This window comes from Taibaiella soli (assembly GCF_003236175.1).
Taxonomy (GTDB): domain Bacteria; phylum Bacteroidota; class Bacteroidia; order Chitinophagales; family Chitinophagaceae; genus QKTW01.
On sequence record NZ_QKTW01000009.1, the window covers coordinates 57,088 to 83,685 of the forward strand.

At 42.0% G+C, this 26,598-nt stretch carries 23 protein-coding genes; 15 read left to right on the forward strand and 8 right to left on the reverse strand.

Translation table 11 applies throughout. The features are described from left to right. Positions 1–142: 142 nt before the first annotated feature. Positions 143–1,756, reverse strand: a complete 1,614-nt coding sequence (gene pckA / locus DN068_RS05550) for a phosphoenolpyruvate carboxykinase (ATP) (protein WP_110998080.1) — start codon at positions 1,754–1,756, stop codon at positions 143–145. A gap of 373 nt (positions 1,757–2,129) precedes the next feature. Here pckA and DN068_RS05555 point away from each other — a divergent pair, with 373 nt between their 5' ends. From DN068_RS05555 to atpA, 6 genes are all read left to right on the forward strand, one after another. Beyond that, entirely contained in the window at positions 2,130–3,818 is a 1,689-nt protein-coding gene (locus tag DN068_RS05555) for a hypothetical protein (protein WP_110997905.1), read from the forward strand. A gap of 305 nt (positions 3,819–4,123) precedes the next feature. Beyond that, entirely contained in the window at positions 4,124–5,296 is a 1,173-nt protein-coding gene (gene atpB / locus DN068_RS05560; protein WP_110997906.1) for a F0F1 ATP synthase subunit A, read from the forward strand. Between the two features lie 30 nt (positions 5,297–5,326). Beyond that, positions 5,327–5,578, forward strand: coding sequence for an ATP synthase F0 subunit C (gene atpE, locus DN068_RS05565; protein ID WP_110997907.1), 252 nt, complete (start codon positions 5,327–5,329; stop codon positions 5,576–5,578). A 112-nt stretch (positions 5,579–5,690) separates the two neighbouring features. After that, a complete protein-coding gene (atpF, locus tag DN068_RS05570) occupies positions 5,691–6,185 on the forward strand; it encodes a F0F1 ATP synthase subunit B (protein WP_110997908.1) in 495 nt (164 codons plus the stop codon). 80 nt (positions 6,186–6,265) lie between these two features. Further along, the gene (gene atpH, locus DN068_RS05575; RefSeq protein ID WP_110997909.1) at positions 6,266–6,829 is read left to right on the forward strand and encodes an ATP synthase F1 subunit delta; all 564 of its coding nucleotides are present in this window, start codon (positions 6,266–6,268) and stop codon (positions 6,827–6,829) included. Positions 6,830–6,881: 52 nt separating this feature from the next. After that, entirely contained in the window at positions 6,882–8,462 is a 1,581-nt protein-coding gene (gene atpA, locus DN068_RS05580; protein WP_110997910.1) for a F0F1 ATP synthase subunit alpha, read from the forward strand. Positions 8,463–8,514: 52 nt separating this feature from the next. Here atpA and DN068_RS05585 read toward each other — a convergent pair whose 3' ends face one another. From DN068_RS05585 to rluF, 4 genes are all read right to left on the reverse strand, one after another. Further along, positions 8,515–8,742, reverse strand: coding sequence for a hypothetical protein (locus DN068_RS05585; RefSeq protein ID WP_123985241.1), 228 nt, complete (start codon positions 8,740–8,742; stop codon positions 8,515–8,517). Between the two features lie 629 nt (positions 8,743–9,371). Beyond that, positions 9,372–10,895: an ArnT family glycosyltransferase gene (locus DN068_RS05595; RefSeq protein WP_110997913.1), complete on the reverse strand. Its 1,524-nt coding sequence runs from the start codon at positions 10,893–10,895 to the stop codon at positions 9,372–9,374. Next, the gene (locus DN068_RS05600; protein WP_110997914.1) at positions 10,892–11,827 is read right to left on the reverse strand and encodes a glycosyltransferase; all 936 of its coding nucleotides are present in this window, start codon (positions 11,825–11,827) and stop codon (positions 10,892–10,894) included. Before DN068_RS05600 ends, DN068_RS05595 begins: the two co-directional genes overlap by 4 nt. An 82-nt stretch (positions 11,828–11,909) precedes the next feature. Beyond that, positions 11,910–12,884 carry a 23S rRNA pseudouridine(2604) synthase RluF gene (rluF, locus tag DN068_RS05605; RefSeq protein ID WP_110997915.1) on the reverse strand — a complete coding sequence of 325 codons (975 nt, stop codon included), beginning with the start codon at positions 12,882–12,884 and terminating at the stop codon, positions 11,910–11,912. 144 nt (positions 12,885–13,028) lie between these two features. On the opposite strand from rluF, the gene DN068_RS05610 reads away from it, so the two are divergent. The 3 genes from DN068_RS05610 (at position 13,029) to DN068_RS05620 (ending at position 16,560) form a co-directional block, all read left to right on the forward strand. Further along, entirely contained in the window at positions 13,029–13,565 is a 537-nt protein-coding gene (locus DN068_RS05610; protein WP_165836291.1) for a glucosaminidase domain-containing protein, read from the forward strand. Between the two features lie 80 nt (positions 13,566–13,645). Continuing rightward, positions 13,646–15,064, forward strand: coding sequence for an SGNH/GDSL hydrolase family protein (locus DN068_RS22555; protein WP_110997917.1), 1,419 nt, complete (start codon positions 13,646–13,648; stop codon positions 15,062–15,064). Between the two features lie 11 nt (positions 15,065–15,075). Continuing rightward, the gene (locus DN068_RS05620; protein WP_110997918.1) at positions 15,076–16,560 is read left to right on the forward strand and encodes an MBOAT family O-acyltransferase; all 1,485 of its coding nucleotides are present in this window, start codon (positions 15,076–15,078) and stop codon (positions 16,558–16,560) included. Here the strand turns inward: DN068_RS05620 and DN068_RS05625 are convergent. The 3 genes from DN068_RS05625 to DN068_RS05635 form a co-directional block, all read right to left on the reverse strand. Beyond that, the gene (locus DN068_RS05625) at positions 16,557–17,819 is read right to left on the reverse strand and encodes a GDSL-type esterase/lipase family protein (RefSeq protein ID WP_165836292.1); all 1,263 of its coding nucleotides are present in this window, start codon (positions 17,817–17,819) and stop codon (positions 16,557–16,559) included. The two genes, DN068_RS05620 and DN068_RS05625, sit on opposite strands and share 4 nt — an antisense overlap. 265 nt (positions 17,820–18,084) lie before the next feature. Next, a complete protein-coding gene (locus tag DN068_RS05630) occupies positions 18,085–19,032 on the reverse strand; it encodes an isopenicillin N synthase family dioxygenase (RefSeq protein ID WP_110997920.1) in 948 nt (315 codons plus the stop codon). A 206-nt stretch (positions 19,033–19,238) separates the two neighbouring features. Continuing rightward, a complete protein-coding gene (locus DN068_RS05635; RefSeq protein WP_110997921.1) occupies positions 19,239–19,673 on the reverse strand; it encodes a hypothetical protein in 435 nt (144 codons plus the stop codon). 293 nt (positions 19,674–19,966) lie between these two features. On the opposite strand from DN068_RS05635, the gene DN068_RS05640 reads away from it, so the two are divergent. From DN068_RS05640 to gwsS, 6 genes are all read left to right on the forward strand, one after another. Further along, positions 19,967–22,054, forward strand: a complete 2,088-nt coding sequence (locus DN068_RS05640; RefSeq protein WP_110997922.1) for a dipeptidyl-peptidase 3 family protein — start codon at positions 19,967–19,969, stop codon at positions 22,052–22,054. Between the two features lie 472 nt (positions 22,055–22,526). Further along, on the forward strand, positions 22,527–22,775 hold the full coding sequence (locus DN068_RS05650) for a hypothetical protein (RefSeq protein WP_110997924.1): 249 nt from the start codon (positions 22,527–22,529) through the stop codon (positions 22,773–22,775). A gap of 56 nt (positions 22,776–22,831) precedes the next feature. Beyond that, on the forward strand, positions 22,832–23,995 hold the full coding sequence (locus DN068_RS05655) for a hypothetical protein (protein ID WP_110997925.1): 1,164 nt from the start codon (positions 22,832–22,834) through the stop codon (positions 23,993–23,995). Between the two features lie 4 nt (positions 23,996–23,999). After that, positions 24,000–25,025: a grasp-with-spasm system ATP-grasp peptide maturase gene (gene gwsG / locus DN068_RS05660; protein ID WP_110997926.1), complete on the forward strand. Its 1,026-nt coding sequence runs from the start codon at positions 24,000–24,002 to the stop codon at positions 25,023–25,025. Positions 25,026–25,027: 2 nt separating this feature from the next. Beyond that, the gene (locus tag DN068_RS05665; RefSeq protein ID WP_110997927.1) at positions 25,028–25,240 is read left to right on the forward strand and encodes a hypothetical protein; all 213 of its coding nucleotides are present in this window, start codon (positions 25,028–25,030) and stop codon (positions 25,238–25,240) included. After that, positions 25,237–26,316 (forward strand): grasp-with-spasm system SPASM domain peptide maturase, encoded by a 1,080-nt coding sequence (gwsS, locus tag DN068_RS05670; RefSeq protein WP_110997928.1) that lies wholly within the window; start codon positions 25,237–25,239, stop codon positions 26,314–26,316. Before DN068_RS05665 ends, gwsS begins: the two co-directional genes overlap by 4 nt. Positions 26,317–26,598 lie beyond the last annotated feature (282 nt).

The following is a 26,598-nucleotide window of genomic DNA, read 5'->3' on the forward strand; positions in this document are numbered from 1 at the left end:
GCGATAGTTTCCTTTAGCCTTGAATTTTTGGTTACTTTTTGTTCAAGCAAAAAGTGACAGATGAAACTGAGTTAGGTTACGTAATAAAATAAAAAACGCCATCTCGACTGAGACGGCGTTTCCCTTATTACTTCAGCTTCAACTATGCATTCTGCATTACTACAGGTGCAGCAGCCATGATTTCTTCATTAGCCTGAGCAGCGTATTTGTCAAAGTTTTTCACGAACAGTTGTGCCAGTTCGTTTGCTTTTTTGTCGTAAGCTTCTTTGTCAGACCATGTATCACGAGGATTCAGGATCTCAGCAGGAACGTTCGGACAAGTTTGCGGAACCAGAACACCAAAAGTCGGGTGAGCGTTGTAAGTAACATCGTTCAGTTCACCGTTCATTGCTGCAGTGATCATTGAGCGTGTATACTTAAGGCTCATACGGTTACCAGTACCGTAAGCACCACCGCTCCAGCCTGTGTTGATCAGCCATACGTTTACATCGCTGTGTTCTTCCAGTTTTTTACCTAACAGTTCAGCATATTTAGTTGGGTGCAGCGGCAGGAACACGCGGCCGAAACATGCAGAGAAAGTAGTTTGTGGCTCAGTAACACCAACCTCAGTACCGGCAACTTTTGCAGTATAACCAGAAATGAAGTGGTACATAGCCTGGCCTTTAGTCAGTTTACTGATTGGAGGCAGGATACCGAAAGCATCACAAGTAAGGAAGAAAATGTTTTTAGGATCGCCACCGTAAGATGGTTCTTTTGCGTTATCGATATGGAAGATCGGATAAGCAGCACGTGTATTTTCAGTGATAGAACCGTCAGCGTAGTTTACTGTTTTAGTTCCTTCATTGAATTTGATGTTTTCCAGCAGAGCGCCTGGTTTGATTGCATTGTAGATCTGAGGTTCTTTTTCAGCACTCAGGTCAATACATTTTGCATAACAGCCACCTTCAAAGTTGAAGATCGAACCGTCAGCCCAGCCATGTTCGTCGTCACCGATCAATGCACGGTTAGGATCAGCACTCAGCGTAGTTTTACCAGTACCAGACAGACCGAAGAACAGTGCAACATCACCGTCTTTACCTTCGTTAGCAGAGCAGTGCATGCTCAGTACTTTGTGGTCGTGTGGCAATACGAAGTTCAGTACACCGAAGATACCTTTCTTCATTTCACCAGTGTAAGCGCTACCACCGATCAAAATCACTTTTTTAGTGAAGTTTACGATCGTGAAGTTTGCCTGACGAGTACCATCTACAGCAGGGTCAGCCTGGAAGCCAGGAGCCTGGAGAATCAGCCAATCAGGATTTTGAGATGCGATTTCAGCTTCAGTAGGACGCAGGAACAGATCGTTGCAGAACAGGTTCGCCCAAGGCGTTTCGTTTACTACACGGATGTTCAGGCGATATTTTGGATCAGCACAAGCGTATGCGTCACGAACCCATACTTCTTTGCCGCCGAGGTATGCACAAACTTTGTTGTAAAGATTGTCAAACACTGCTGGTTCCAGCGGAATGTTCACATCACCCCAATCAACAGATTTTTCTGTGATTGCATCTTTCACGGTGAATTTGTCTTTAGGGGAACGGCCGGTGAATTTTCCGGTACTAACGCAAAGTGCACCCGTATCGTTCAGTTCTCCCTGTCCCAGTTCAATGGTTTTGTTTACCAGCTCTTCTGAAGAAAGATTCCAATGTGCCACAGCTACATTCAGACCCAGATCTGCGAGGTTTGCCGCCGGGTTTTTCTTGCCAAATTCCTGCATAGTCTTATGCTTTTGTTGAAAAAATTTAGACGGCAAAAATACAACTGAAATACTTTCTAATACCATTCCCACCTATAATTTTTATACAAGTGATTTTCAATATTATATATTTTGTGTGATTATCTTTTAATTGCATTCAATGAGCATGTTAAATAGGGTGTGGAATCAAATGAATGTTTCTAATTAAAATTTTCATCAATCATTTTTGATTGAAAACCCATCAATTGTTATTTTTTTGATTTTTATCATATTTTCTGTACACTGCATCCGGGCGTCGTATGCCATTGATCTCCAGCTGTCGATTTTATTGTTATTTTTATCCCGAGAGTCCCTGATAATGGCTTCGTTTAAACAAAATCTACATTGATTTCCTATGAATCGTATCTCTGCCCTGCTGCAGGACAGTATTCTTCGTAAAAAGGGCTATTTGTATGCTCTGTACTGGATTATTCTTTTTATTCTCTATCTGCCGGCAGCGAAAGCTGGTTTTGTAAAAGATTTTACAGGATGGTTGGCCGATCTCAGAGAAAGCAGTTTCATTGATCATATCAACCGTAGCCATTTTACGGTTCATAGTCTATATCAGTTTACCCAGTTTTGTACCTGGCTGTTATACCAGTTTGTTGGCGCAAATCCATGGGGTTGGCATTTGATACATGTGTCCATGCACGCGCTGAACTGCACATTACTTTACGCGATTGTGTCCGGATTATGCACAGATACAGGATTAAAAAATGGTAATTGGATAGCCTTTGGCGGAACGCTTTTATTCTGCGTGTCTCCTTATGTTTCTGAAGTAATTGTCTGGGAATCAGCTTTCCATTTTTTGTTGGGCTTGTTTTTGTTGCTCGTCATACTTTACCAGGCACAGCAGTTTATTCGTACCGGCAAGGCGAAACACGCGCTGATTGCGGGTTTTGTGTTTCTGCTTTCCACATTCTCCATTGAGTTGTTTTATGTAACTCCGTGGATGGTGCTGAGTCTTGGTTTCTTTTATAGTTTGGGCACCGGAAGGGATAAAAGTACACTCAGGCGGATCATCCTTTTCTTCGTTTTGCCAGAACTCTTGCTTTTTGGGGTGAATCTCGCTGTCTTTCGTTTAATGTACGGTACCTGGTTTGCGCATATTGGGCAGGATGTTGTGATCAAACAGGATTTTATCAGTTATGGTTCAAAACCGCTTAAGTATTTATTTCACGTGCTGCTGCTGGGACGGTTTCGTTCTCATGAATTCCGGGCGAAGATTTACGCAATCTGTGAGATGAAAGCGACACTTGCCATTTTCTACGGCGCCATCGTTGTTTGCTGTAGTTTAATCCTATTCCGTTTTCGCAAAATGGCACCGGCATACAAAACTGCCAGTTTGCTTTTCGTCTGGACTTGCTTCACAATGGGCATTATAACGCCGTTGTGGTTCAATGACCTGTTGCTCGTTCAGTTCGACCGCTACAATTATTTCTATCTGGGCTTTTTGTTTCTTTTACTGGTGACGCTGCTGGCGCAAATCCCTTTTCGTAAAACAGTCGGTGTATTGTTATTGATTTTTATTGGTGTAAATGTTGGGTATACCGGACTGCTGAACTATTACTGGTGGCGGTCGGAAAAGATCGGCGATAATCTGATGAAAACAATTCCGGATCAGCCCGAAAAAATTGTGCTGTTGTTGACCGTGCCCGAGAGTTATAAAGGAATACCGATGGTAGGTACAGATTGGGGTAACGAAGTAAAGCTCTGGCATAACCTGCTGGTGCAGCCGCCGCTCAAAGGACCGGTAATGGAAGTTTACTCATTTAATATGAACGGCAGCAAAGACGGAGCACATGTTAATGTGGAAAATGACAGCACGTTGCTTGTCGCTTTAAATCAGGATGCCACCTGGCTGTGGTTTAACTGCATCGGGGCTTCCAACTATGAAAATGAATATTATCGCACAGAGATAAAAGGCAGCTGGGGATATGAAATTACCCTCAAGCGGAAAATGGACGATTATATTTTGCTGTTCCAAAATGGCAATAGTTGGAAAAAGGTAAATCCTGCGATAAAAGTGGAGTCTCAGTATTGATGATTGATATTTAATGCTTTAGATTATATTTTACGCGCAGCATAATTTGGGAGATGATTAGTCCTCCGATTTTTGCGTATTTCCTTTTTATAAAAGAGGTGTGTGGCTTCTATTTACCTGATGAAATAGAATGAGCGATATATAAATTGATGAAATGTATCTGTGTATATAAAATAAGCTTGCAATTCTTGCGTTGGGGGGCATAGAAATAAACATTTTGGATAATTAAACTATGAAAAAACCATGCTCTTACTTTTTTTTGAATTTAAAACAAGTATCTTTGCGCAAAATTTCAGGGCCGCGTAATGAGTTTTAAACGTATTTTTTCCTTTTTCCTACTGGTTCTTACTTTGTCTGTAGCTTCCTTGCCAGCGTTCGCTAATGAAGGCGCTAAAGAGGCCAAAGAAGGTGAGAAATTCAATGCTTCAGAAGTTATATTTGGTCACATCAGTGATGCGCACGAATGGCATTTCTTTACAGCCGGAGATTTTCACGCTACACTTCCGCTGCCGGTAATATTATATAGTCCAACAAAAGGTCTTTCTGTGTTTTCTTCTTCTGCTTTCGGTCATGAAGGCCATCGCGAAGAACATGAAGGTTATCGCCTTGTAGATGAAGACTACAAAAAAGAACTGAATTCTAAAGGTATGGGTGAAGCTGATGTGAAAGCCATGAAAGTGGGTTCTGTTGTAGCTGCCGACGGTTCTAAAGTCTACGATTTTTCCATTACTAAAAACGTATTGTCGATGTTCCTTTCAGTGATTCTGCTGATTCTGATCATGACGAGCGTTGCTAAAAAATACAAGAAGAACGGTGTAATGACTGCGCCAAGCGGTTTCCAGAATGCAATCGAACCAATTCTGGTTTTCGTTCGTGATGAAGTAGCAAAACCAAACCTCGGCACTAAAAAATACGCACGTTTCATGCCGTTGTTGCTTACTGTATTCTTCTTTATCTGGATTAACAACTTGCTTGGTTTGTTCCCTGCCGGTGCTAACCTGACAGGTAATATCGCTGTTACGGGTTGTCTGGCGTTGGTTTCATTCCTGGTAATGGTGTTTAACGGTAATAAGCATTTCTGGGGTCACTTGCTGAATCCTCCGGGAGTACCAATTGGTGTAAAACTGATTCTGGTTCCAATCGAGATCATTTCTCTGTTCATTAAACCAATCGCATTGATGATACGTCTTTTCGCCAACATTCTGGCAGGTCACATCATCATTCTGAGCATCGTGTCTATCATCTTCATCTTTGGTAAAATGGGTGCAAATCCAGGTGGCGGTTTCGGTTTCTCTATCATTTCTGTAGCGTTCTCCATCTTCATGTTCTGCCTTGAGTTGCTCGTAGGTGCAATCCAGGCGTTCATCTTCACTAACCTGACTGCGGTATTTATTGGTCAGGCGATTGAAGAAGGTCATCATCATGCAGATGAAAATGGCTTTGATCACGCGCATTCAAACGAAGAAATTATTCTTTAATCAGTTTTTTATTTTAAATCCATATATAACATGTCTTTGTTAAACACAGTTCTTTTAGCGATTGACGGTACTGCCGCTGCAGGTGGTGCTATTGGTGCAGGCGTAGCTGCTCTGGCTGCTGGTCTCGGTATTGGCCAAATTGGTAAAGGTGCGGTAGAATCTATCGCTCGTCAACCAGAAGCTGCCGGTGACATCCGCTCTAGCATGATCCTGACAGCAGCCTTCGTTGAGGGTGTTGCGCTGTTCGGCGTAATCGCAGGTCTGCTGGCTGTAGTAGGCTAGTAGTTAAAGATTTTAAACTGCATCCAACGCATAGGGCAGCGGGTGCAGTTTAATTTAGATTTGAAATAGTAAAGAAATAATACAACAACATCAATAATTAATTAGATAGATTATGGGATTGCTTACTCCGGAACTCGGCTTATTTGTGTGGACGCTCATCGCGTTCCTCGTTGTGTTGGTGATCTTGCGTAAAGCCGCATGGAAACCTATCCTTAAAATGCTGAACGAACGTGAGACTGGTATTGCGGAATCAATTGCTGCAGCAGACCGTGTGAAGAAAGAAATGAGCGTGATGCAGGCTGAAAATGAAAAGCTGATGGCTCAGGCTCGTGAAGAACGCAGTCAAATGCTGAAAGAAGCAAAAGAAACTAAAGACCGCATCGTAACTGAAGCAAAAGAACAAGCTAAAGCTGAGGCAAACAAAATCATCGTTGACGCTCAACAACAGATCCAGCAACAAAAACTGGCTGCAATGACTGAGGTTAAGAATGAAATCGGTAACCTGGCTGTTGAAGTAGCGGAAAAAATCATCCGCAAGCAATTGTCTTCTGCAGATGCTCAGAATAGCTATGCAAGCCTGCTTGCTGAAGAAATTAAACTTAACTAATTTGAAAATGTGAAAGTATGGAGATTTGAAAATGCACTCATTTTCAAATTTTCAAATTTTCAAATGAACTAATTGAAATAATGCAAAATCCACGTCTCGCATCACGTTACGCTAAATCACTGCTGGAACTGGCTGTTGAACAAAACAAGCTGGACAGCACTCTTGCTGACATGCAATTACTTTCTGCTATCTGTCTTCAAAGCCGTGATTTTCTCAACATGCTGCGCAGTCCGATCATAAAAGCTGATAAAAAACAACACATCATCGATGCTGTAGTAGGACAGAATATCAGTCCGCTGACAAAAGCATTCATGAGCCTGTTGATTAACAAAGGCCGTGAGGCAAACCTCGACGAAATCGCTGAGGCATTTATCGGGCAATACAAAGAATTGAAAAATATCCGCACAGTGAAACTTACCACTGCTGTTGCTGTAAATGATTCAGTGAAAGCGGCAATTATTCACAAACTGCTGGGTAGCACTTCTCAAGATAAAATCGATTTGGAAACAGCTGTAGATCCATCGTTGATCGGCGGCTTTGTTGTAGAATTGGAGGACAAACTGATCGATGCAAGTATTCGCCGTGATCTGAACGAGATTAAAGCTCAGTTTACTAAAAACCTGCACGTAAGCAGTTTTAACTAACTAGGAATTACGATATTTAAAATAATTACTGAATAATAAACTAACACAAGTCATGGTTGAAATTAAACCGGATGAAATATCGGCGATATTGCGCCAACAGTTAAGCAGCTTCGACGCTGGTGCAAACCTCGAAGAAGTTGGTACCGTATTACAGATCGGTGATGGTATTGCTCGTGTGTACGGACTGAATGGCGTACGTCAGGGTGAACTCGTTATGTTTGAAAATGGTGTACAGGCAATCGCTTTGAACCTTGAAGAAGATAACGTAGGTGTGGTATTGATGGGTGATGGTTCTGACATTAAAGAAGGTGCACGTGTTCGTCGCACTGGTCAGATCGCTTCTATCAAAGTAGGTGAAGGTGTAATTGGCCGTGTTGTAAATACGCTGGGTGAACCAATTGATGGTAAAGGTCCGATCGTAGGCGAACTGTACGAAATGCCGATCGAACGTAAAGCGCCGGGTGTTGTATTCCGTGAGCCAGTAAAAGAACCACTGCAAACAGGTCTGAAAGCCGTAGATGCGATGATTCCTATTGGCCGTGGTCAACGTGAGTTGGTTATCGGTGACCGTCAGACAGGTAAAACAGCTATCTGTATCGACACAATCATCAATCAGAAAGAATTTTACGAAGCAGGTAAACCTGTTTATTGTATATATGTTGCGATTGGTCAGAAAGCATCAACGATCGCCGGTGTTATGAAAACACTGGAAGAGAACGGCGCTATGGCTTACACAACAATCGTTGCCGCTCCTGCAGCAGATCCGGCTCCACTTCAGTTCTACGCGCCGTTTGCCGGTGCTGCGATCGGGGAGTTCTTCCGTGATACTGGCCGTCCTGCACTCGTAGTTTATGATGACCTTTCTAAACAAGCGGTAGCTTACCGTGAGGTATCTCTGCTGCTTCGCCGCCCTCCTGGACGTGAAGCTTATCCTGGTGACGTATTCTACCTGCATAGCCGCTTGCTGGAACGTGCTGCGAAAGTAATCGGTAACGATGAGATCGCTAAAAATATGAACGATCTGCCAGAAAGCATTAAGCATATGGTGAAAGGCGGTGGTTCCCTTACGGCGCTTCCAATCATCGAAACGCAAGCTGGTGACGTATCTGCGTACATCCCGACGAACGTAATCTCCATCACTGATGGTCAGATCTTCCTTGAGTCAAACCTCTTCCTGGCTGGTATCCGTCCTGCGATCAACGTAGGTATCTCCGTAAGCCGTGTTGGTGGTAGCGCTCAGATCAAATCCATGAAAAAAGTATCTGGTACACTGAAACTGGATCAGGCACTTTACCGTGAAATGGAAGCGTTCTCTAAGTTTGGTGGTGACCTCGATGCTGCTACGAAAGTGGTACTGGATAAAGGTAGCCGTAACGTGGAAATCCTGAAACAACCTCAGTTTACTCCGTATAGCGTAGAGAAACAAGTTGCGATGATTTACCTCGGTACAAACAACCTGATCCGCGAAGTTCCGGTGAAAAATGTTCGTGCTTTTGAAGATGCATTTATGCGCGAAATGGAAATGAAACTTCCTGATGTATTGCTTGAGTTCAAAAAAGGTAACCTGCCTGAAGACGGTATCAACAAAATGGTGAAACTGGCTCAGGATTTGATTCCTCAGTTTAAGAACTAATACATTTCAGTATAAAATTGGAAAAGGGTATCTCAAACGGGATACCCTTTTTTTATATATTTTTCTGATCAACTTCGCGGATTCGATTTTTTAGTAACCATTGCCGGAAAGCTTGTATTTCCGCCGGCATCACTCTGATAATACGCATATCCTTCAAGCTCAGAATAACGACATCCATGCAGACAGCGAAAGCGGAGATCTGACAGTGCGGAATGTCGATACCAGGATAATAGGAAAGCTGATCAGCCTGATAGCGATGCTGGTTTTGGTTGTTTCTCATTTTGCGGACAGACATTAATTCGAAAGCCTGTAAGCTTAACAGGTCAACAACTATGCCAGTTTTAAAAAAGCGGTTGCTTTCTGTCCGGTATTTTTTCGGAAATTATTTTGATAGGAAAATCCTATATCGGCGTTTTGCTAATGCACAGATTTCTAAGTTTAATGCAGGAGCAAGGGTTGGAACTGGCATTTTTTCTATAAGAATATATGATTTGTTTCTGCTATACTACTGCTTAACTTTACATCAGATCTTTGACAGACGGCCAATCCATATAGGAGAATCGCAAAATGGTAACTATAGATATTACCATAAAAACGACGCAAAAAAAGAAAACTTTCGTCCGGGTAAATACCGCCCTTCGCGCTCTAAAGAAAACGAATCATAACAGAGAAAAGAATCTTCGGAAGACAAGTATTTCGGTAGTTCATATGAAACAATGGCTGTTGGCCATCTGTGTCATATGGCTGTTTTATTCTGGAAACGACATTCATGAAATATTGAGCGAACTTTCCATCTGTCTAATAGCTGAAAGAGTAACCAAACTTTTTCTTATCCGCTAATCAGCGTAAATCAGGCCTCGTCTGTCAAACTTATAATGAAGGCCAGTGGAGCGTATCCGCTGGTCTTTTTTATGGCTCGTAGTGAAAGATAGTGTAGCCATATACAGATCCCATTTTCCGGAATACAGTGCTGTCAAACTGAACGAATGGTAGCTCTTTTTGCAGAATATTCAATTCAGGATGTTCTTCGCTGGTAACAATATATTGCACCAGGCCTTTATTCATACCGTTTGTAAATTGGCTAAAATCAATTGTATTCGGATTGGCAAGATAGACCTGGCTGGCAACGTCCTTATTGGGTAACAGGCTTTGGTTAAAGAAGATATTATCGAGAAAATGACGTTCGGTGAAATAAACATACTGACCGGGCTGCAGCTTTAATTCGCGGATAAAATAATTATGTAACTGCGTTGCCGATGTATAGAGTTTCTTTTCCTCCTTAAACCAGCGTTCAATAAATACGGAGGAGAAAAGGCCGATTACTTTTGAAGAAATCAATACCACCAAACAGAATGTTGCATAGCTTTTCAGGGTGATGTTTTTGCCACGGATAGTAAACAGCTTTGCCTGCGTTGCACTACTGTTTATAACGCCGGGAAATGCCAGTACGATAAACAAAAGCATTTCGGTAAAGTAATTGTTGCTGCTGCCAATCTTTAAACCTGTAATAACGGCAAACAAGAACGAGAGCAACATTGCCCAGCCGAAAAAACGTTGCATATCGCTGCTTTCACGCATCTGTTTGTTGAAAAAGTAAAACAGTACAAACGCCAGGATATAACAAGGAATAAGGTCGAAATAAAATTGAGAAATGAAAATGGTAATTGGAAAGGTATAGTCGAAGCCGTTTTTGAGACCGAGATAGGCGTTTTGATAGAAGGCATTGAAATCACCACCAATCAACCACCAGAGCAATCCCGCGAAACAAGCGACAGAAAGCGCACCATAAAGGAATGCAACCAGCCATTTACGTTGGATAAACGCCAGGTAGAAGCAAAGAATAGCGGGTAGTAAAATGCCACTTTGCTTGGTAAGAATACAGCTGGCCGTAAACAACGAAGCCAGCAGCAACGGTGCAATATTCCTGGAGTTAAGATAATGGCAAAACAAATAAACAGAAATGCTGAAAAACAGCAAATGCATGCTGTCACAACGACCCAGATAGTGGTTGGTCAAAATCATAATGACCGGAAGAGCGAATACAAGCGCTTTTTTCAAATTGCGCAGCCATAAATTGGTGGTAAGCGCTACGAATAATATGGAGAGTAGGTTACAAAGCAAAGAAACCGTTCGGGTTGCTACATAAATTGCCTGCACATTGTAAACCGGAATATGAAACCTTTTGCAGAGCCAGCCCATAAATTCATAATAGACCGGTGTGTATTGCATAATGGCGAACGGCGCTTTCGATGGATTCTGGTAAAGCGCTTCATTATTAATGACACGCTGAATACCATAAATCACATTTTGGTCGACACCTGCCGGATTCGATTTATAAAAATTGATCAGGAAGATGCGTACAAAAAGTGTCAGACAAAATAGGAACAGTATATAAACAGACAGATAATTGCGCTTCAGTTGGGGCGTCGTCATTTTTTCTCGACCGGTTTTATTTCTTCAAAAATGGATTGGCTGTTATAAATGTTTCTTTTGTTATTGAGATTGACAAGCAGAATACCCAGGATGAAAAATCCGATGGAGATAATTGCCATATTGAGCAGTCCGATAGCCGTAGTGCTTGCCCAGCCGAGAATGGCTGTATGTGCCCAGAATTTCTGATACAATATATTGCTGATCGATACAACGAACAGGATCATGATCAGAATGAAAAATTTCAGGAAGATCATGAGCAAGTCCTCGCCATATTCTACCAGCGATTTAAACGCATGATGTACCAGACTTTTAAAATTCATTTTCGATTTCCCGTCAATGCGCTTGTCGCGGGCATGTACCACATACTGACGGCTTCCTTTCTGTTTGGAAAGAAAAGCCGCGAAGTGATGGAAATTATTGTACAGTGCGGTTTCCAGAATACGTCGGTTGAAAAGGCTGTAATTGCCAAAATTCATCTGGTTGCCGGTAACGGCTTTAAAAATGCCTTTATAAACCCAGTAAGATAGTTTGAATGAAAGGCTTTCCTGGCGTTTTCCGCGGACTACATGCACGATATCATAATTGAGATGCGCAACGAGGTCGGGAATTGCCAGTGGCGAATCTTCGCCGTCAGAATCCATTACAATGAAATGGTCGCAATTGAGATGCTGTGCAAAAACCAGTCCCTGATAGATAGCGCCCTGATGCCCTACATTGAACCGCAGTCTGATGATGTGCAATTCAATATTTGATGCCGTAAATTCAAATGCCTTCAGCAGTTTGATTGTATTGTCGGTAGAATAGTCGTCTACGACTACCACGTGAAAATGATACGGAAGCGTTTGCAAAGTATTCTGCAAAAGATCCAGAAACTTGATTACCGTAACATTTTCATTATGGCAAGGCGATATGACTGTAATAGTTTCCGGCATTGGGCTGCAGGCTCAATTCAAAAAAGATGAGGAATAAAAATACTTTAAATAAATAAGTTTTTCGGTTTGAAGGCCGTCCGTGCTATTTCTTCTTTTGGCGAAACTCCTTATAAGAAAGTTTTTTGCTCTTGTGCGGCTTTTCAGAAGCATCGTTATCGTTTTGCTCCTTCGGTGCCGCTTTTTTCTCTTTTGGTACGTCTTTTCCTTTTCCTTTTGGTGCTTCTTTCGATTTGGCTGGCTCCGGTTTTGGCGCAGGTTTTTTCACCTCCGGTTTTTTGCGTTCGATGCGTGAAGCTTCTTCCGTTTTGCTGCTGTCAGAAACCATTTTTTGAATCGTGTCCATTTCCTCCGGTGTCAGATAGCGCCAATGGCCCACCGGTAATTTACCCAGATGCACATTCATGATACGAATGCGATTCAAACGGACTACTTTATAGTCTAATGTCTCACACATGCGGCGGATCTGGCGATTAAGGCCCTGGGTGAGGATAATGCGGAAAACGCTTTTGCCTTCCTGTGTGATCTTGCAAGGTTTTGTCCATTGACCCATGATTTTCACGCCTGAAGACATTTGTTTGATGAATTCAGGAGTGACCGGTTTGTCAACAACAACGATATATTCTTTTTCGTGATTATTGCCCGCACGGAGGATTTTGTTCACCACGTCGCCATCATTCGTCAGGAAAATAATCCCTTCCGAATCTTTATCGAGGCGGCCAATGGGGAATATGCGCTGCGGAAATTTGAGGTAATCAACAATATTGGTCTTGTCTTTGGTGTCTGTGGTGCTGGTTACACCGGCAGGTTTGTTAAAAGCAATATAAATTGTCTTTACTTTTTTGCGGATCGGCTCTCCGTCAATTTCAACTACATCTCCGGGATACACGCGGTTTCCTTTCGTCGCATCTTCGTTATTGATGGTCACTCGTCCCTGTTCAATATATGTATCGGCTTCGCGGCGAGAGCAAAATCCGGAATCACTGATATATTTATTCAGGCTTACGGAATCATCGCTGACCGGTGTATTAGTTTTTTTTGGAAAGTAACGCTGCTTCATAACGGCACGAAAATACCAATTAGTTTCGGGCTGTGCACAGATGAATAAAAAATGGAACGATATTTGCCTTCTTTGATAACGATATATATGGGTTAGTGAATACCGGCTAAAATCATGGGACCGGTCAATAAATGCAGAATTTATATGATGTTTTTTGAAACATGGAATGTCCGTAAGGCCGGTTTATACAAAAAGAATACTTCGGGCTGCAAAGTTGCGCTGCTGGTTGTTCTGGTAATATCAATGCTGTTTGCCGGAGAAATCAAAGCCCAGGGCGTTGTCTATAATGCTCAAACTGCGGCTTATGTGAAGCGCTATAAGAAAATGGCACATACTTATTCCAAACGTTATAACATTCCGGCAAGCGTGATTTTATCTGTGGCCATTGTAGAATCCTCCTCGGGTTGTGCCGATGTGAGTAAAAGATATCATAATCATTTTGGCATTGTAGGCAAGAATACCGGAAGAGGCAGAAAAAGCCGTTATAAAGAATACCACAGTACAGCTGCGTCTTATAAGGATTTCTGTGAAGTTATCTCCCGGAAAGAATTCTACCCCCGGTTAAAGGGTTCTGAGGATCATAAACTTTGGTTCGAGGAGATCGCCAAGACAGGCTATTCAGAAAATCCGGAACAGTGGGCGAAGCGCGTAGAGGACATTGTTCTCGAATATCATTTATAATAGGCGAAATCCCCGAATATCATTTGTTGTGACCGAAATAATTAATTTCCTTTGTGGAATTAAAGGTGCTTCGGTCTTTTATGAATCATAATAGAAGCGTAGTTGTATTTACGCTTACTTCAACTCTTATTTTGCTGGCCGGATCTATCTGTGCCACTGTTTTTCACCTGGATTTTCTTTCGTTTAAAAATATCAACCTCATTGCAGATGTGGTGCATGAGAAGGTTGCGCCTGACGCGCCCGTTGTAGCTGCCGTACAAGCAACGTCTTCCATGTCTGCACCAGTCTCCTCAATGACGCAGATGCCTGCGGTTGCATTTGATCAATACATGTTGCAAAAAACGCTGGTTCATTTTAATGATGATACGACGCGGCCTGCATTGCCGATGCTGATGGAGAAATTTCAGAAGCTGAAAAACGGTGATAAAGCGAAAGTGCGTATTGCCTGGCTGGGTGATAGCATGATTGAAGGCGATCTCGTAACACAAACTTTCAGGAAACAACTGCAACAGATTTTTGGCGGTTATGGCGTAGGCTTTGTACCAGCGCAATCTGTCACGGCACAATATCGCACGACTGTAAAACATTCCTGGAATGGGGATTGGACAGAAGAAACATTTAAAGATAAAGCATTGACTGCGCCTCTGTTTTTCTCGGGTCATACTTTCTTTACGGAGAATGGAACGATTACACTAACAGATGCTACGTCTAAAGATTCCACCAGAATACTTGATAAATACTTGATTTGCGGTAAAGCGGATGGAAAGGTTTCCATTGAGGTAAATGGCCAGCAGCGCGATTTCACAGCAAACAATAAAATCAACCGCATTTTACTCGACAGCAGTAATAAAGCAGCTGTGAGTTTAAAGATCAACAATAAGAAGTTGCCAGTATATGGTATGTCAATGGAGCCGCAGCGCGGTGTAGTGGTTGACAATTTTTCATTTAGAGGAATTACTGGCCTGGAATTGGGGAAAATCGATACCACTGTTTTGCAGCAAATGAGCAATGAAAATGACTACGACCTGGTAGTGATGGAATACGGCGCCAATCTGATGTTCCGTCCGGATGACAAAGATTATAGCTGGTACGAGAAAAAGATGGAAGCAGTGATCAAACAGCTGCGTAAATCCATGCCGAATACAGAATTCCTGATCGTGAGTACTGCCGATCGTGCGTTCCGTTATAACGACGTCTGGCAGTCTGCCGTGGGTATTGACAGTTTAGTAAAAACACAGGCAGAGCTTGCGTTTCATAACAATACTGCGTTTTATAACATGTATGCCAGTATGGGCGGTGCGAATACGATTGTCAACTGGGCGGCGGCTTCTCCCTCCCTGGCTAATAAAGACTATATACATCCGAATCAGCGTGGTGCAGAGATTTTAGGTAAGCTCTTGAGTGACGCCTTTGTGAAGGAATATAATAAAATACAAACTAAACCCGCTGTGACTGCGCAAGGACCGGCGGCTACCCAAAACGTTAGAAACAGAAAATAAGCGGCGGCTGTATGCAATCTTTCGATCTGAGTCTTTTCCTGAAGCAGTTTTTATATGATCCTAAAAATCCATTGTTGTTCAACAATGGTTTCTTCGTATACTTTTTCGCTGTATTCATTAGTTTATACTATCTGCTGCGCAACAACGCCACGGCAAGAACCTGGTTGTTTTGTTTTTTCTCTCTTTACTTTTTTTACAAGGCGAGCGGCTTTTTCGTAGGCCTGGTACTGCTTTCTGCGGTCATTGACTATGGATTGTCAAATGCGATTTATAAGGCCAGAACAAAAAGTACAAAGAAGCTGCTGTTGATTACGAGTGTTGTTATCAATCTTGGACTTTTATTCTATTTCAAATACACCAATTTCTTTATCGCGCTATGCAATGATTTTCTCGCTGCGAAAATCAATCCACTGAACATTTTATTGCCGGTGGGTATTTCGTTTTACACCTTCGAAAATCTGAGTTATACCGTTGACGTATATCGTGGCGAGTTTGAACCGGAGCAGAAGTTCATGAACTATCTACTGTTCTTGTCGTTCTTTCCAAAATTGGTGATGGGACCGATTGTACGGGCAAAAGATTTTATTCCGCAACTGCATAAACCTTACGAAGTAAATCAGCAGGATTTTTCCAGGGGCTTTTATCTGATCGTTTCCGGTCTGTTTAAAAAGCTGGTCATCTCCGATTTTCTGACAACCAATTTTGTCGACTTTATTTTTAGCGATCCGTCGCGTTATACCGGACTGGAATGTTTGATGGCGGTGTATGGATATGCGATTGTGATTTATTGTGACTTTAGTGGTTATAGTGATGTGGCAATTGGTATGGCGAAATGGCTGGGCATCACGATTCCGGTCAATTTTAAATCACCGTATCAGAGCAAATCGGTAACCGAATTCTGGAAGCGTTGGCATATCTCACTTTCCAGCTGGCTGCAGGATTATCTGTACATACCGCTGGGCGGCAATCGTAAAGGGAAAGTACGCACCTACGTCAATTTGTTCATCACGATGTTGCTGGGTGGTTTCTGGCATGGTGCCAGCTGGAACTTTATCATCTGGGGTGCGATGCACGGTATTGCACTGGCGATGCACAAACTCTGGATGTCGAACAACAAACAGTTTATCGATCGTCAGTCGAATAAAACCTATTATCGCCTGATGGCGCAGTTTGTGACTTTTCAGTTTGTATGTTTCTGCTGGATCTTCTTTAAGGCAGTTGATTTCAATACCGCCACACAGCTTATCATGCAAATTACCCATCATTTCTCACTAAGCGTTTTAGGCGCGTTCTGGAGCAATTACCAATATGTGATTTACATGATGGCGCTCGGTTATTTACTGCATATTATTCCCGATGATTTCGCAGATAAAATGTTGCAACGTGCGCATCGTGTACCGATGTTTGCATACGTAGGCGTATTTCTTGTTTTTGTAATGGTTTATGCGCATTTCAAGACAGGAGAGCCTGTAATGCCGATCTACCTTCAGTTTTAAGGAGTAATTGTCTTCGGTTGTTTGCTGCGGTAATCATTGTAGGTTTTTGCCAGCGCGTTAAAAAATAATTGTCCCTGTAATTGATAGCCTTTTGCGCTGTAGTGTACAAGGTCATGGCTCATGAGTCCGTATTTCTTCCATGCAACTGCGCCTGAATAGCCGCTGCTTACGTGATACAGATCCCAGTAAGGTAAATGGTTGTCTTGTGCAAAACGAATCAATGCATTGGTAACCCGTGCCAGTACGGCATTTGGTTTCACTCCTTTGTAATAAGAGCCTGCCGGCGTTGTGATCAGCACTACAGCATTAGGCGCTGCTGCTTTAATTTGCTGCAGGAAATAGTTGAGTTTCGCGAGTAGCGAATCTTCATTCAGATTTTGAATTTGTGCTTCATTCGTTCCCAAAGAAACGATAAACAAATCCGCATTCAATGCCGGCAACTGCTTCCAGAAAAGTGGTGTGTTCGTAAATTGCTCGTATTGTGCGCCATTTACACCAATAGTGTTATAAACTACGCCTGGCGTATTCCTGCGCTCCAGGGACACACCATAAAAAGAATATTCGCCCGGTGTATTTCTCGTGAGCGTGAATTGCGATAACAAACTATCTGATTGATAAACGAGTGATGGATTATCATGACCCGGTTTCGTGACTAGTGTTATTGGTGAGTTTTTATCATTCACTTCGAGCGTATAGCTGCTACTGTCGTCACCGAGGAAGAACTGCATTTTGTTGAAGTATTGCGATTCGCCGTTTACATCTTTAAGTCGCAGGGTAACCGTTGCATCTTTTTGTGTAGTGTGAATGCCAAATCCGCTCAAGCCATTTACGATGCTGATTTCGGGATGTGCTAAACGATTATACTGCCAGGTAATATTAGAGGATGAAACGATATCGCCCGGCGCATTTGACTTCGCCAGTTGATATGGAAAAACCATTCCGCGGCCGGCGTTGCCAAAAAACTCCTGAATGCCATTACGGACAATGCTGCTCATCATATCGGCCTGCAAATGCGAATCGCCGATGTGGACGATACGTACCACGCCTTTCTTCTTCATCTGCACAGCCAGCAATTTTTTCAAAACCGGTGCGAGTTGATCTGCTTGTGAAATCACATTTTCATTTGGGTGAATAAAGCTCCAAACCGGCATGTCCGGTGCTGTCCATGCGCTGTCAGTAACAGACTGTGCATTCATCGAAATAAAAGAAGCAGACAACAAGATCGTAGTAAGAATTTTTTTGCAGTTTATATTCGGCATGAAGCAAATGCTTTTGAGGTCACACAATTCCGGCGAGCCAGAGAGGGTAAATATAAGTAACCTCATTTAAACCGTTTGAAACAAGTACACATAAAAAAGGGTTGAACCTTTAACAGGCACAACCCAGTATCGTTATTTAAAAGTCGGGCGACTTTAAGTCTACTCGCATTTGTCATTGCGAGGTACGAAGCAATCTGCACGGTATGTTTGGTGCATTTTATTGTGCAGGCCGCTTCGTTCCTCGCGGAGACGTAAGTTGTAAATTTTATTTCTTCAACCCAATTTCACGCAGTCTTTCATCAAGGTATTCACCAGCGGTATAATCTTCATATACTTTAGGATGTTCCGCATTAATACAGCTTTCCAGGCATGCCAGACTCATCTCGCTTTTAGGATGCAGGAAGAAAGGAATAGAAAAACGCGGACTAGCCCATTTTTCGCGCGGCGGATTCACTACACGGTGTGTGGTTGACTTCAAACGGTTGTTGGTAAGGCGTTGCAACATGTCGCCAACATTTACTACGATCTGTTCCGGAAGTGAGGTGACTGGCACCCATTCATCTTGCTTGCTCAGTATTTGCAAACCATCTGCAGAAGCACCTACCAGGAGTGTAATCAGATTAATGTCTTCATGTTGTTCTGCACGGATCGCAGATTTTGGTTCTTGCGTAATCGGCGGATAATGGATGGCTCGCAGAATAGAATTTCCGTTGTGTACGTATTGGTCGAAATAATGTTCGCTAAGGCCGAGGTACAGTGCAATTGCCTGCAGCAGTGCTGTTCCGGATTTCTCGAAAGCGCGGTAGGCTTTGCGCAACGTTGGTGTGAACGGTTCTACTTCATTTACCGAAACATTATCAGGATATGCTGATTTGATCGGATCGTTGTCCGTTACTTCTTGTCCGTATTGGAAAAATTCTTTCAGATCCGGAGCTTCATAACCTTTTGCATGTTCGCGTCCGAAAGACGTAAAGCCACGCTGGCCGGCCAGTTCTGGAATTTCGTAAGTTTCTTTTACTTCGGTTGGCAACGAGAAAAATTGCTGTACATATTCGTACAGATCGGCGATAAGATGATCGGAAATGCCGTGATTTTTTACGGCTACAAAACCGACATCTTCGTAAGCCTTACCCAGCGCCTGCACAAAATTCTGCTTACGTACAGCGTCTCCGCTGGTAAAATCCGAAAGATCCACAACCGGAATACTGTTCATAAAAATTACTTTTTAAGGACGGTAAATGTAACGGAATTTCTATTTGTGGATACCTTCGTGGGCGAAAGTTAATAAATTGACAATGCGGGCCGGTTAAATGGTTAATTGGGGTCAAATAGTTAATTAGTGGCGACTTATTTAACCATCGGACCTTCTAAGTATTTCTACAACCACACCTGATTTAACTCTTTAACCAATTAGCCAGGCTACTCAAAAGAGTAGCCTTTCAAGTATTGCATAGAAATGCCGCTAGGTGAATAACCCACCTGGTAATATTCGTAGAAAGCGGTGTCATTTCCGTGGTGAAAACCGATTGTGTAAGACTTCGCGTCTTCATCTTTTCGCAAAATTGGCTTTAGATTTTTGCCGCCTTTCGGCATCTGAAACTGACCACTGGCTTCATTAGCACCAACCGACGCTTTTACTTCGTATTCGCCATAACCTGCTGAATTGGCATTGGTAATCACTTTCACCGAAAAATTAAACTGATTGAGGCCGTCGGTTACAGGCATGCTGTCTGCCACCACCACAGTGCCTGCAGCAGGAACAGTATAAGTTGCGTCCGTCGATTGTTTCGACGAATTGGACTGGCAAGAGGCGAGCAATAACGCACCGCAAAAAAGAGAAGCGAAGATTTTCATTCCGCCGCAAAAATAAGGGCCTCCTCTAACTCCTCCAAAAGCAGGAGGATTTCCGTCGTGAGTGTGCTGCTCGGAGTCTAAACATCTCGCGGCGCCGCCACGGCGGAAAGCTTAATTGGAGCACCGTCGATGAACGTAATGCGTCGCAACGATGTTTAACCGGAGTGATAGTGTTGGAACCCAATGCTTTTATTAATAATGGAAATTGGCGATAGTGTGGGTAACTGGCAATTGTCCATTGTCAACTGTCAATTGGATTATTTACTTTTAGAATCGATTAAAAACTTCTGTTAATGAAAAAATGGGCTTTACCCGCTATGGTACTTATGAGTGCGTCATTATTGAATACCGCTTGCAACAATAGCGGTAGCAACAAACCATCCGGTGCAGACACCGTTGTGCAAAAATCAGAAGGCCAGGAAGGCAACTTCAAAGTAGAAGGTGAAGGTTTTGCTGACCTCCAGACCTTACGTTATGAAGTGCCGGGCTTTAGTGAACTGAGCCTGCAGCAGAAAAAACTGGCTTACTATTTATATGAAGCGGCACTAAGCGGTCGTGATATCATTTACGATCAACGTAGTAAATACGGTGTCATGCTGCGCAAAACGCTTGAAACCATTTACGGTACTTACAACGGCGATAAAAACAGCGATAAATGGAAACAGTTTGCAGTGTATGCCGGCCGTGTATGGTTTAGCAATGGCAATCACCATCATTATGGCAATGAAAAATTCATTCCGGAATGTCCGTATGAATATTTTGCCGAGATCGTGAAAGCCAGTGATACCGCGAGTTTGCCAAAAGAACAGGGCGAAAGTGTAGATGCATTTTTGACACGCATTAAGCCCGTTGTTTATGATCTGAAATTTGAACCAAAACTGGTAGATCAACGTCCGAATATCGACAACGTTGTCAATTCGTCTAACAATTTCTACGAAGGCGTAACTCAAAAAGAAGTAGAAGATTTCTATGCGAAATTTGATACCAAAGGTGATGCACCATCTTGGGGATTGAATAGTAAAGTAGTAAAAGAAAACGGCCAGATTGTTGAGCATGTTTGGAAAAGCGGTGGCATGTATGGTACTGCGATTGATAGAATGATTGGCTGGTTGCAAAAAGCCGTAACGGTGGCTGAAAATGACCAACAGAAAAAATCACTGGAACTGCTGGTGAAATTTTACCAGACAGGCGATCTTAAAACATTTGACGATTACAGCATTGCATGGGTAAGCGATACAGCTTCTCGTGTAGATGTGGTGAATGGCTTCATTGAAGTTTATCTCGATGCCATCGGTAAAAAAGGTAGTTTCCAGAGCATGGTTTCTATCAAAGATCTGGAAGGTACTAAACGCATCAAAGCAATCGCAGATCAGGCACAATGGTTCGAAGATCATTCGCCGATCATGGATCAGCACAAGAAGAAATCAGTAAAAGGTATCACTGCAAAAGCCATTACAGTAGTGGTGGAAAGCGGCGATGATGCACCGAGCACGCCAATCGGGGTAAACCTGCCAAATGCAGACTGGATCCGCAAAGAACACGGTTCTAAATCAGTTTCCCTGAGCAATATCATTCACTCTTACAATATCGCAAGCGCCAAAAGCGGTCTGCTGGAAGAATTTGCGGTGAACGATACGGTGCTGAAACGTATGCAGCAATATGGCTCACTCGCATCTGACCTGCATACCGACATGCATGAGTGTATCGGTCACGCTTCCGGACAAATTAATCCGGGTGTGGAAACAACAGATAAAACGCTGAAAAACTATGCATCGACATTGGAAGAAGCACGTGCAGATCTCGTTGGTCTGTACTTTATCATGGATCAGAAATTGATTGATCTTGGTGTAATGCCAAATATGGATGTAGCGAAAGCTGAATACGACAGCTATATGATGAATGGTCTGATGACACAGCTGACACGTCTGAAGCCAGGAGATGATCTGGAAGAAGCACACATGCGCAATCGTCAGACGAATGCAATGTGGGCCTATGAGCACGGCAAGAAAGATAATGTAGTTGAATTCGTGAAAAAAGATGGCAAAACATATGTTCGTGTAAACGACTACAACAAACTGCGTGATCTGTTTGGTCAGTTGCTGCGCGAAATGCAACGCATCAAATCTGAAGGCGATTTCAAAGCCGGTAAAGCACTCGTTGAAACTTACGGTGTGAAAGTAGATCATACATTGCACAAAGAAATTCTGGAACGTTATGCAAAACTGAATATTAAGCCTTATCGTGGTTTCATTCAGCCAAAACTGGTTCCGGTAATGAACGGTAATGAAATTACAGATGTGAAAGTAGAATATCCGGAAAGCTTCTATCAGCAGATGATGGAGTATGGTAAAAACTATGGTTTCCTGCCAGTGAAGAACTAAAGGAAACATCAGATGAATTTTTGAAGGCCGGCTAGTCATTGACTAGCCGGCTTTTTTATGTCCGCTTTTACACAAATTATTTGGATTGAATTGCTTTACACACGGAGCAATTTTTAGCCACATTTAGGCCAACGAGAATATAAAAACGATGATGAATAGAATTTGTAAAATGGATTGTGAGAACGAAGTATGTCAGTTTTAAGTCTGGTAGCCAGTTTTGCCTAAATCGCACGGGGCATAGGTTCCCGGTAAGAAAAAATGTACATCTGGAACAATAATCGGTACACCCGGAATTTTGAGAGTGTATAGATTCGTACTAGAAAATTTGAACAGTTTGTGCAAGTTTTTTCCAGGCCTGGATGCGGGATACTTCAGTGTTAAACCCAAAGAAAAAATGATGCTGCGCAGCATACCGTAAACAATGCCGTTAACCCGAAAACGATACGTAGGGATGAACTAAAAAAAATATTTTATGAAATTGGAAAAAATGCAAGGGTCAAAATTTGAATCCTTTAAAGGAAATGAATTGCAGAGCACGTTTAGTGTATTGGGTGGGATGATTTCGAACACTACAGAACCATCAAGCGGTAAATGCGATCAAATTAATGATAAAACGAATGATACCGGGACTATCGACGCAAACACTGGAAAGGGGATTGATTCGCGTTATATTTCGTGTTCGATTGAAATGGGGTCGTTGAACGTTATTACTTCTGTTTAATTGCATTAAAAATTGAGGCTGTCTCGCTTAATTGAGACAGCCTTACTTTGTTTGAGATGGTTACCAAAAAAATTGTTTGCTGCATCTTAGCCTTTACTGGTGTTTTTGTAGTATTTGCACAAAAAAAGAAAGAAACGAATTATCTAATTTATCACGATTGGATCAACAATGCGGAGTCGTTTTATTTTTTAGAAAGCAATTACGATTCCGCCGCATACTATTATAAGAAAGCGTTTAGCAACTTTGATTTCGTTTTTGTCAAAGACTGTATCATAGCTGCAGAATTAGCGGCTGCAAATAAAAAGAAAGAGGATTTTTTGTTTTTCACAACAAGAGGATTTGAAAGAGGGTGGCGCCTCGAGGATATGACAAAGCTCGCATACACAGGCGGCAGCAGGTTCGTTCCTGTCAACGTTTTCAACTCACTGCTTACCGACAAGTCTCTGCACGACTATCTCGCTAAAGAATATCCTCTTCGAAGAAAAAAGTATCTCGCCAGCATCGAAGTGTCGTTACGGGAGAAATTGGTTGATATGTTTATGGAAGACGAGCTGAATAAAAATGTACACATGAAACAGGGTGAAAAATTTGAGGATAGGTATATGAAACATGCAAAAGTGGTTCAGAAAAACAATTTGAGGCTCGATTCAATAGTTAAGAAAGTTGGATTCCCCGGGGAGAAATTAACTGGAATAGAAAACGACCATTTGATGGAAGAACTTGGCTGTAAAGGGAAAGACCCCCTGTGGCAATACGATCACTATTATTACAAATATGCTGACAGTCTGAACATTGACAGAAAGATGTTTTCGTTGGATGAGGATGAATATACTTGTAAAATATTATACGTGCTATTGATTCACGCTTCATGTTCATATTGGAAATATCAAAGCGTGTTTCCGAAAAATATCGCTACTGGGAACATTCATCCTCGTGACGTTGCTTTCCTGCTGGATTTTATGATAAATGACGGGCCTGCTGCAGTTCGCAGAAAGCATACTGCGATAAAGAAATATTTAGGTTGTTCTATTGATACAAACGCAAAACGCAATTACACATCAGGCCTGGACGTTGTTGACGCCCCAGAAGAAGTATTCTATGATGTAAATCAATACCGGAAGAAATGGCACATTGTTCCAATTGAAGTGGATATTGCTAAGCGCAAATATGAATTAGAAGCCGGTGTGCAATTATTTTTTGGCTTCTTTAATCATTTATAGCGCTATGATTTTTATACACAGCGATTCAGATGAAAACAGTACGGATGACGTAATGGATTGGTTGTTTTATCTAGGCGACAGAGAAATTCTGAGATTAAACGACGCAATATGCATAGAAAAAATGACGCACTTCATAGGTGACAGCCTTGGTAATTCATATATCCGAACGAGTAGGGGAGAAGATAATCTATTTAGAGAAATTGAATCTAATTGGTATCGTCGTGGTGGCTATATGTTTTCACAAAACAGTGTGCCCGCTAGTTTGTTTGAATACTCGACTATAGCGAGTGCGATCAATCAATATTATTATAAAGAGTCACAACAGGTTTTTGATACCTATTATCACGATCTTTTTCATCGTTTAAATGGGCTAAACAGATTTTCCGATAACAGAATTAACAAGATTGAAGTCTTGTCGAAAGCATTTCGACAAGGTTTGAAAATCCCGAATACGATTGTTACTAACAGTTATTCAGATCTCATGGATTTTGCCAAAGAGAAGAACGCGATTATTACTAAAGCGATAAGTAATGGGGTTGTCCGTTTTATGGTAAATGAGGAAGCAGAAATGGTTTTTGGTATAGGTACGTCAAAGCTTACTTATAATGAATTAGTCGCGCAGAGCTCTAAATATGTTGATGATCATCTAGCTTTTTCTGTAGCGCAGGAATATGTGGAGAAGCAGATTGAGATTCGCAGTTTTTACATAGGCGGTTCCTTTTTTTCAATGGCAATTTTCTCACAGTCCAATGAAAAAACAGCACTCGATTATCGACGTTATGATTTTGAGCGCCCCAACCGGTTTATACCATTTCAATTACCTGATGACATTGAGGTAAAACTACATTCACTCATGGAAGACATGAGTATGAATTCCGGCTCTTTTGATATCATTTATACTCCAGAAAAGGAGTATGTTTTTTTGGAAGTAAATCCTATTGGGCAATACCAGTGGTTAACAAAACATTGCAATTATTTTATCGACAGAGAAATTGCTTCATTTCTATTAAAATTTGATAAGGAGGTTTAATTATGGATATAGAGAAAATAAAGGAGATTATGAGGCAACATCCTGGTTATTTTCAACTATGTGCCGATAATATGAATATCTCAATTGTTGACCAAAAGCAGCCTGTTGAACCACAAGCCAAAGTGACCTTTGGTCACTATAATTCACAAAGAGAAATCTCCTATCCTTTTTATAAGCCGATCAGCAAAGTGATCGATATAAGTAAACTGAAATGACAAAGTCTTTAAAGTTATTTGCAAATTGTATTCCAGTAAGGGGAAATCAGCGGGGGATCATTTGTGACCTTCAGCGAAATGAATGGCATTTAGTGCCAAGTTCGCTAATTGATTTATTTGACACGCGCGGGGTAATGAGAACTGATACGTCAGAATTTGATGACGAAAGCCAAGAAGCTTTGGAGTACTATAGAAGTTTTCTCCTGGAGAAAGAACTAGCGTTTTATTGTGATGCCGCAGAAATTGAGTTGTATCCGGGTCTATCTATGAGGTGGGATTTCCCGTCGGTAATTTCCAACTGCATTTTAGATTTTGATGGTAACAATGAGCTAGCGTTATCAGTGATCGTTCAGCAATTGAGCGACCTAAATTGTCACTATATTCAGATGCGTTTTTTTGTAGAAATAGATTTTGAGAAATTAATAAACCTTATTGCTGTAGTCAATTTATCTACGATTAAGGCAATTGATTTTGTATTGAAGGAAAACGCAACGACAGGCTTCTATGATAGGCTTGAAAATATCGTTCAGCAAAATCGAAAGATTAGAAGTGTAGTGATACATGATGCTATTGACAATCGTTTCGTCGCACAAGCTAGCAATGCTTTTGGTTCAATTGTTTCGGTGCGAGAGAGTATAAATGAGTTGCACTGTGGCATAATCCATCATTCCTATTTTTCCATGAACGTCGAGACCTTCACCGAATCCCAACACCACAATACCTGCCTCAATCGCAAAATCTCCATCGATGCAGAAGGCAATATCAAAAACTGTCCATCCATGAGCGAGAGCTTTGGAAACATACAAGATACAACACTTAAAGAAGCCGTAGAAAAGCCTGGATTCAAGAAGTATTGGGATATTACCAAAGATCAGATTACAGTTTGCAAAGACTGCGAGTTTCGGCATATCTGCACCGATTGCAGAGCCTATCTCGAAAACCCTGAGGATGATTACAGCAAGCCGTTGAAATGCGGTTATAACCCATACACCTGCGAATGGGAGGAATGGAGTACACATCCGCTGAAGCAAAAGGCGATAGAGTATTATGGCATGCAGGAATTGGTGAGAAAATGAATCCCACATTGAGACGATTCCCTCACGACATACAGCGCAACACAATGGATTGCGGCGCCACCTGCCTCCGCATAAAGTTAAACGGAAACATCAGATGAATTTGTGAGCGCATTATCCGTCGGGGCGAGCTTTTTTATGTCTGTTTTTTTGTTTTGGAATCATAAATGCTTGAAGGGGCACATTACGCTTTGAAGAGAATAAATATTTGAAAAAAGTCTTTTCCACTGAGGGACATAGATGGTTTGACGTAGTTCGGCGATAACAAGCTAGACTTGGGGTACG

Excerpts from the sequence above, each read along its gene's own strand:
- pckA (WP_110998080.1), bottom strand. The coding sequence starts at position 1,756 with ATGCAGGAATTTGGCAAGAAAAACCCGGCGGCAAACCTCGCAGATCTG.
- DN068_RS05555 (WP_110997905.1), top strand. The coding sequence starts at position 2,130 with ATGAATCGTATCTCTGCCCTGCTGCAGGACAGTATTCTTCGTAAAAAG.
- atpB (WP_110997906.1), top strand. The coding sequence starts at position 4,124 with ATGAGTTTTAAACGTATTTTTTCCTTTTTCCTACTGGTTCTTACTTTG.
- atpE (WP_110997907.1), top strand. The coding sequence starts at position 5,327 with ATGTCTTTGTTAAACACAGTTCTTTTAGCGATTGACGGTACTGCCGCT.
- atpF (WP_110997908.1), top strand. The coding sequence starts at position 5,691 with ATGGGATTGCTTACTCCGGAACTCGGCTTATTTGTGTGGACGCTCATC.
- atpH (WP_110997909.1), top strand. The coding sequence starts at position 6,266 with ATGCAAAATCCACGTCTCGCATCACGTTACGCTAAATCACTGCTGGAA.
- atpA (WP_110997910.1), top strand. The coding sequence starts at position 6,882 with ATGGTTGAAATTAAACCGGATGAAATATCGGCGATATTGCGCCAACAG.
- DN068_RS05585 (WP_123985241.1), bottom strand. The coding sequence starts at position 8,742 with ATGAGAAACAACCAAAACCAGCATCGCTATCAGGCTGATCAGCTTTCC.
- DN068_RS05595 (WP_110997913.1), bottom strand. The coding sequence starts at position 10,895 with ATGACGACGCCCCAACTGAAGCGCAATTATCTGTCTGTTTATATACTG.
- DN068_RS05600 (WP_110997914.1), bottom strand. The coding sequence starts at position 11,827 with ATGCCGGAAACTATTACAGTCATATCGCCTTGCCATAATGAAAATGTT.
- rluF (WP_110997915.1), bottom strand. The coding sequence starts at position 12,884 with ATGAAGCAGCGTTACTTTCCAAAAAAAACTAATACACCGGTCAGCGAT.
- DN068_RS05610 (WP_165836291.1), top strand. The coding sequence starts at position 13,029 with ATGATGTTTTTTGAAACATGGAATGTCCGTAAGGCCGGTTTATACAAA.
- DN068_RS22555 (WP_110997917.1), top strand. The coding sequence starts at position 13,646 with ATGAATCATAATAGAAGCGTAGTTGTATTTACGCTTACTTCAACTCTT.
- DN068_RS05620 (WP_110997918.1), top strand. The coding sequence starts at position 15,076 with ATGCAATCTTTCGATCTGAGTCTTTTCCTGAAGCAGTTTTTATATGAT.
- DN068_RS05625 (WP_165836292.1), bottom strand. The coding sequence starts at position 17,819 with ATGCCGAATATAAACTGCAAAAAAATTCTTACTACGATCTTGTTGTCT.
- DN068_RS05630 (WP_110997920.1), bottom strand. The coding sequence starts at position 19,032 with ATGAACAGTATTCCGGTTGTGGATCTTTCGGATTTTACCAGCGGAGAC.
- DN068_RS05635 (WP_110997921.1), bottom strand. The coding sequence starts at position 19,673 with ATGAAAATCTTCGCTTCTCTTTTTTGCGGTGCGTTATTGCTCGCCTCT.
- DN068_RS05640 (WP_110997922.1), top strand. The coding sequence starts at position 19,967 with ATGAAAAAATGGGCTTTACCCGCTATGGTACTTATGAGTGCGTCATTA.
- DN068_RS05650 (WP_110997924.1), top strand. The coding sequence starts at position 22,527 with ATGAAATTGGAAAAAATGCAAGGGTCAAAATTTGAATCCTTTAAAGGA.
- DN068_RS05655 (WP_110997925.1), top strand. The coding sequence starts at position 22,832 with ATGGTTACCAAAAAAATTGTTTGCTGCATCTTAGCCTTTACTGGTGTT.
- gwsG (WP_110997926.1), top strand. The coding sequence starts at position 24,000 with ATGATTTTTATACACAGCGATTCAGATGAAAACAGTACGGATGACGTA.
- DN068_RS05665 (WP_110997927.1), top strand. The coding sequence starts at position 25,028 with ATGGATATAGAGAAAATAAAGGAGATTATGAGGCAACATCCTGGTTAT.
- gwsS (WP_110997928.1), top strand. The coding sequence starts at position 25,237 with ATGACAAAGTCTTTAAAGTTATTTGCAAATTGTATTCCAGTAAGGGGA.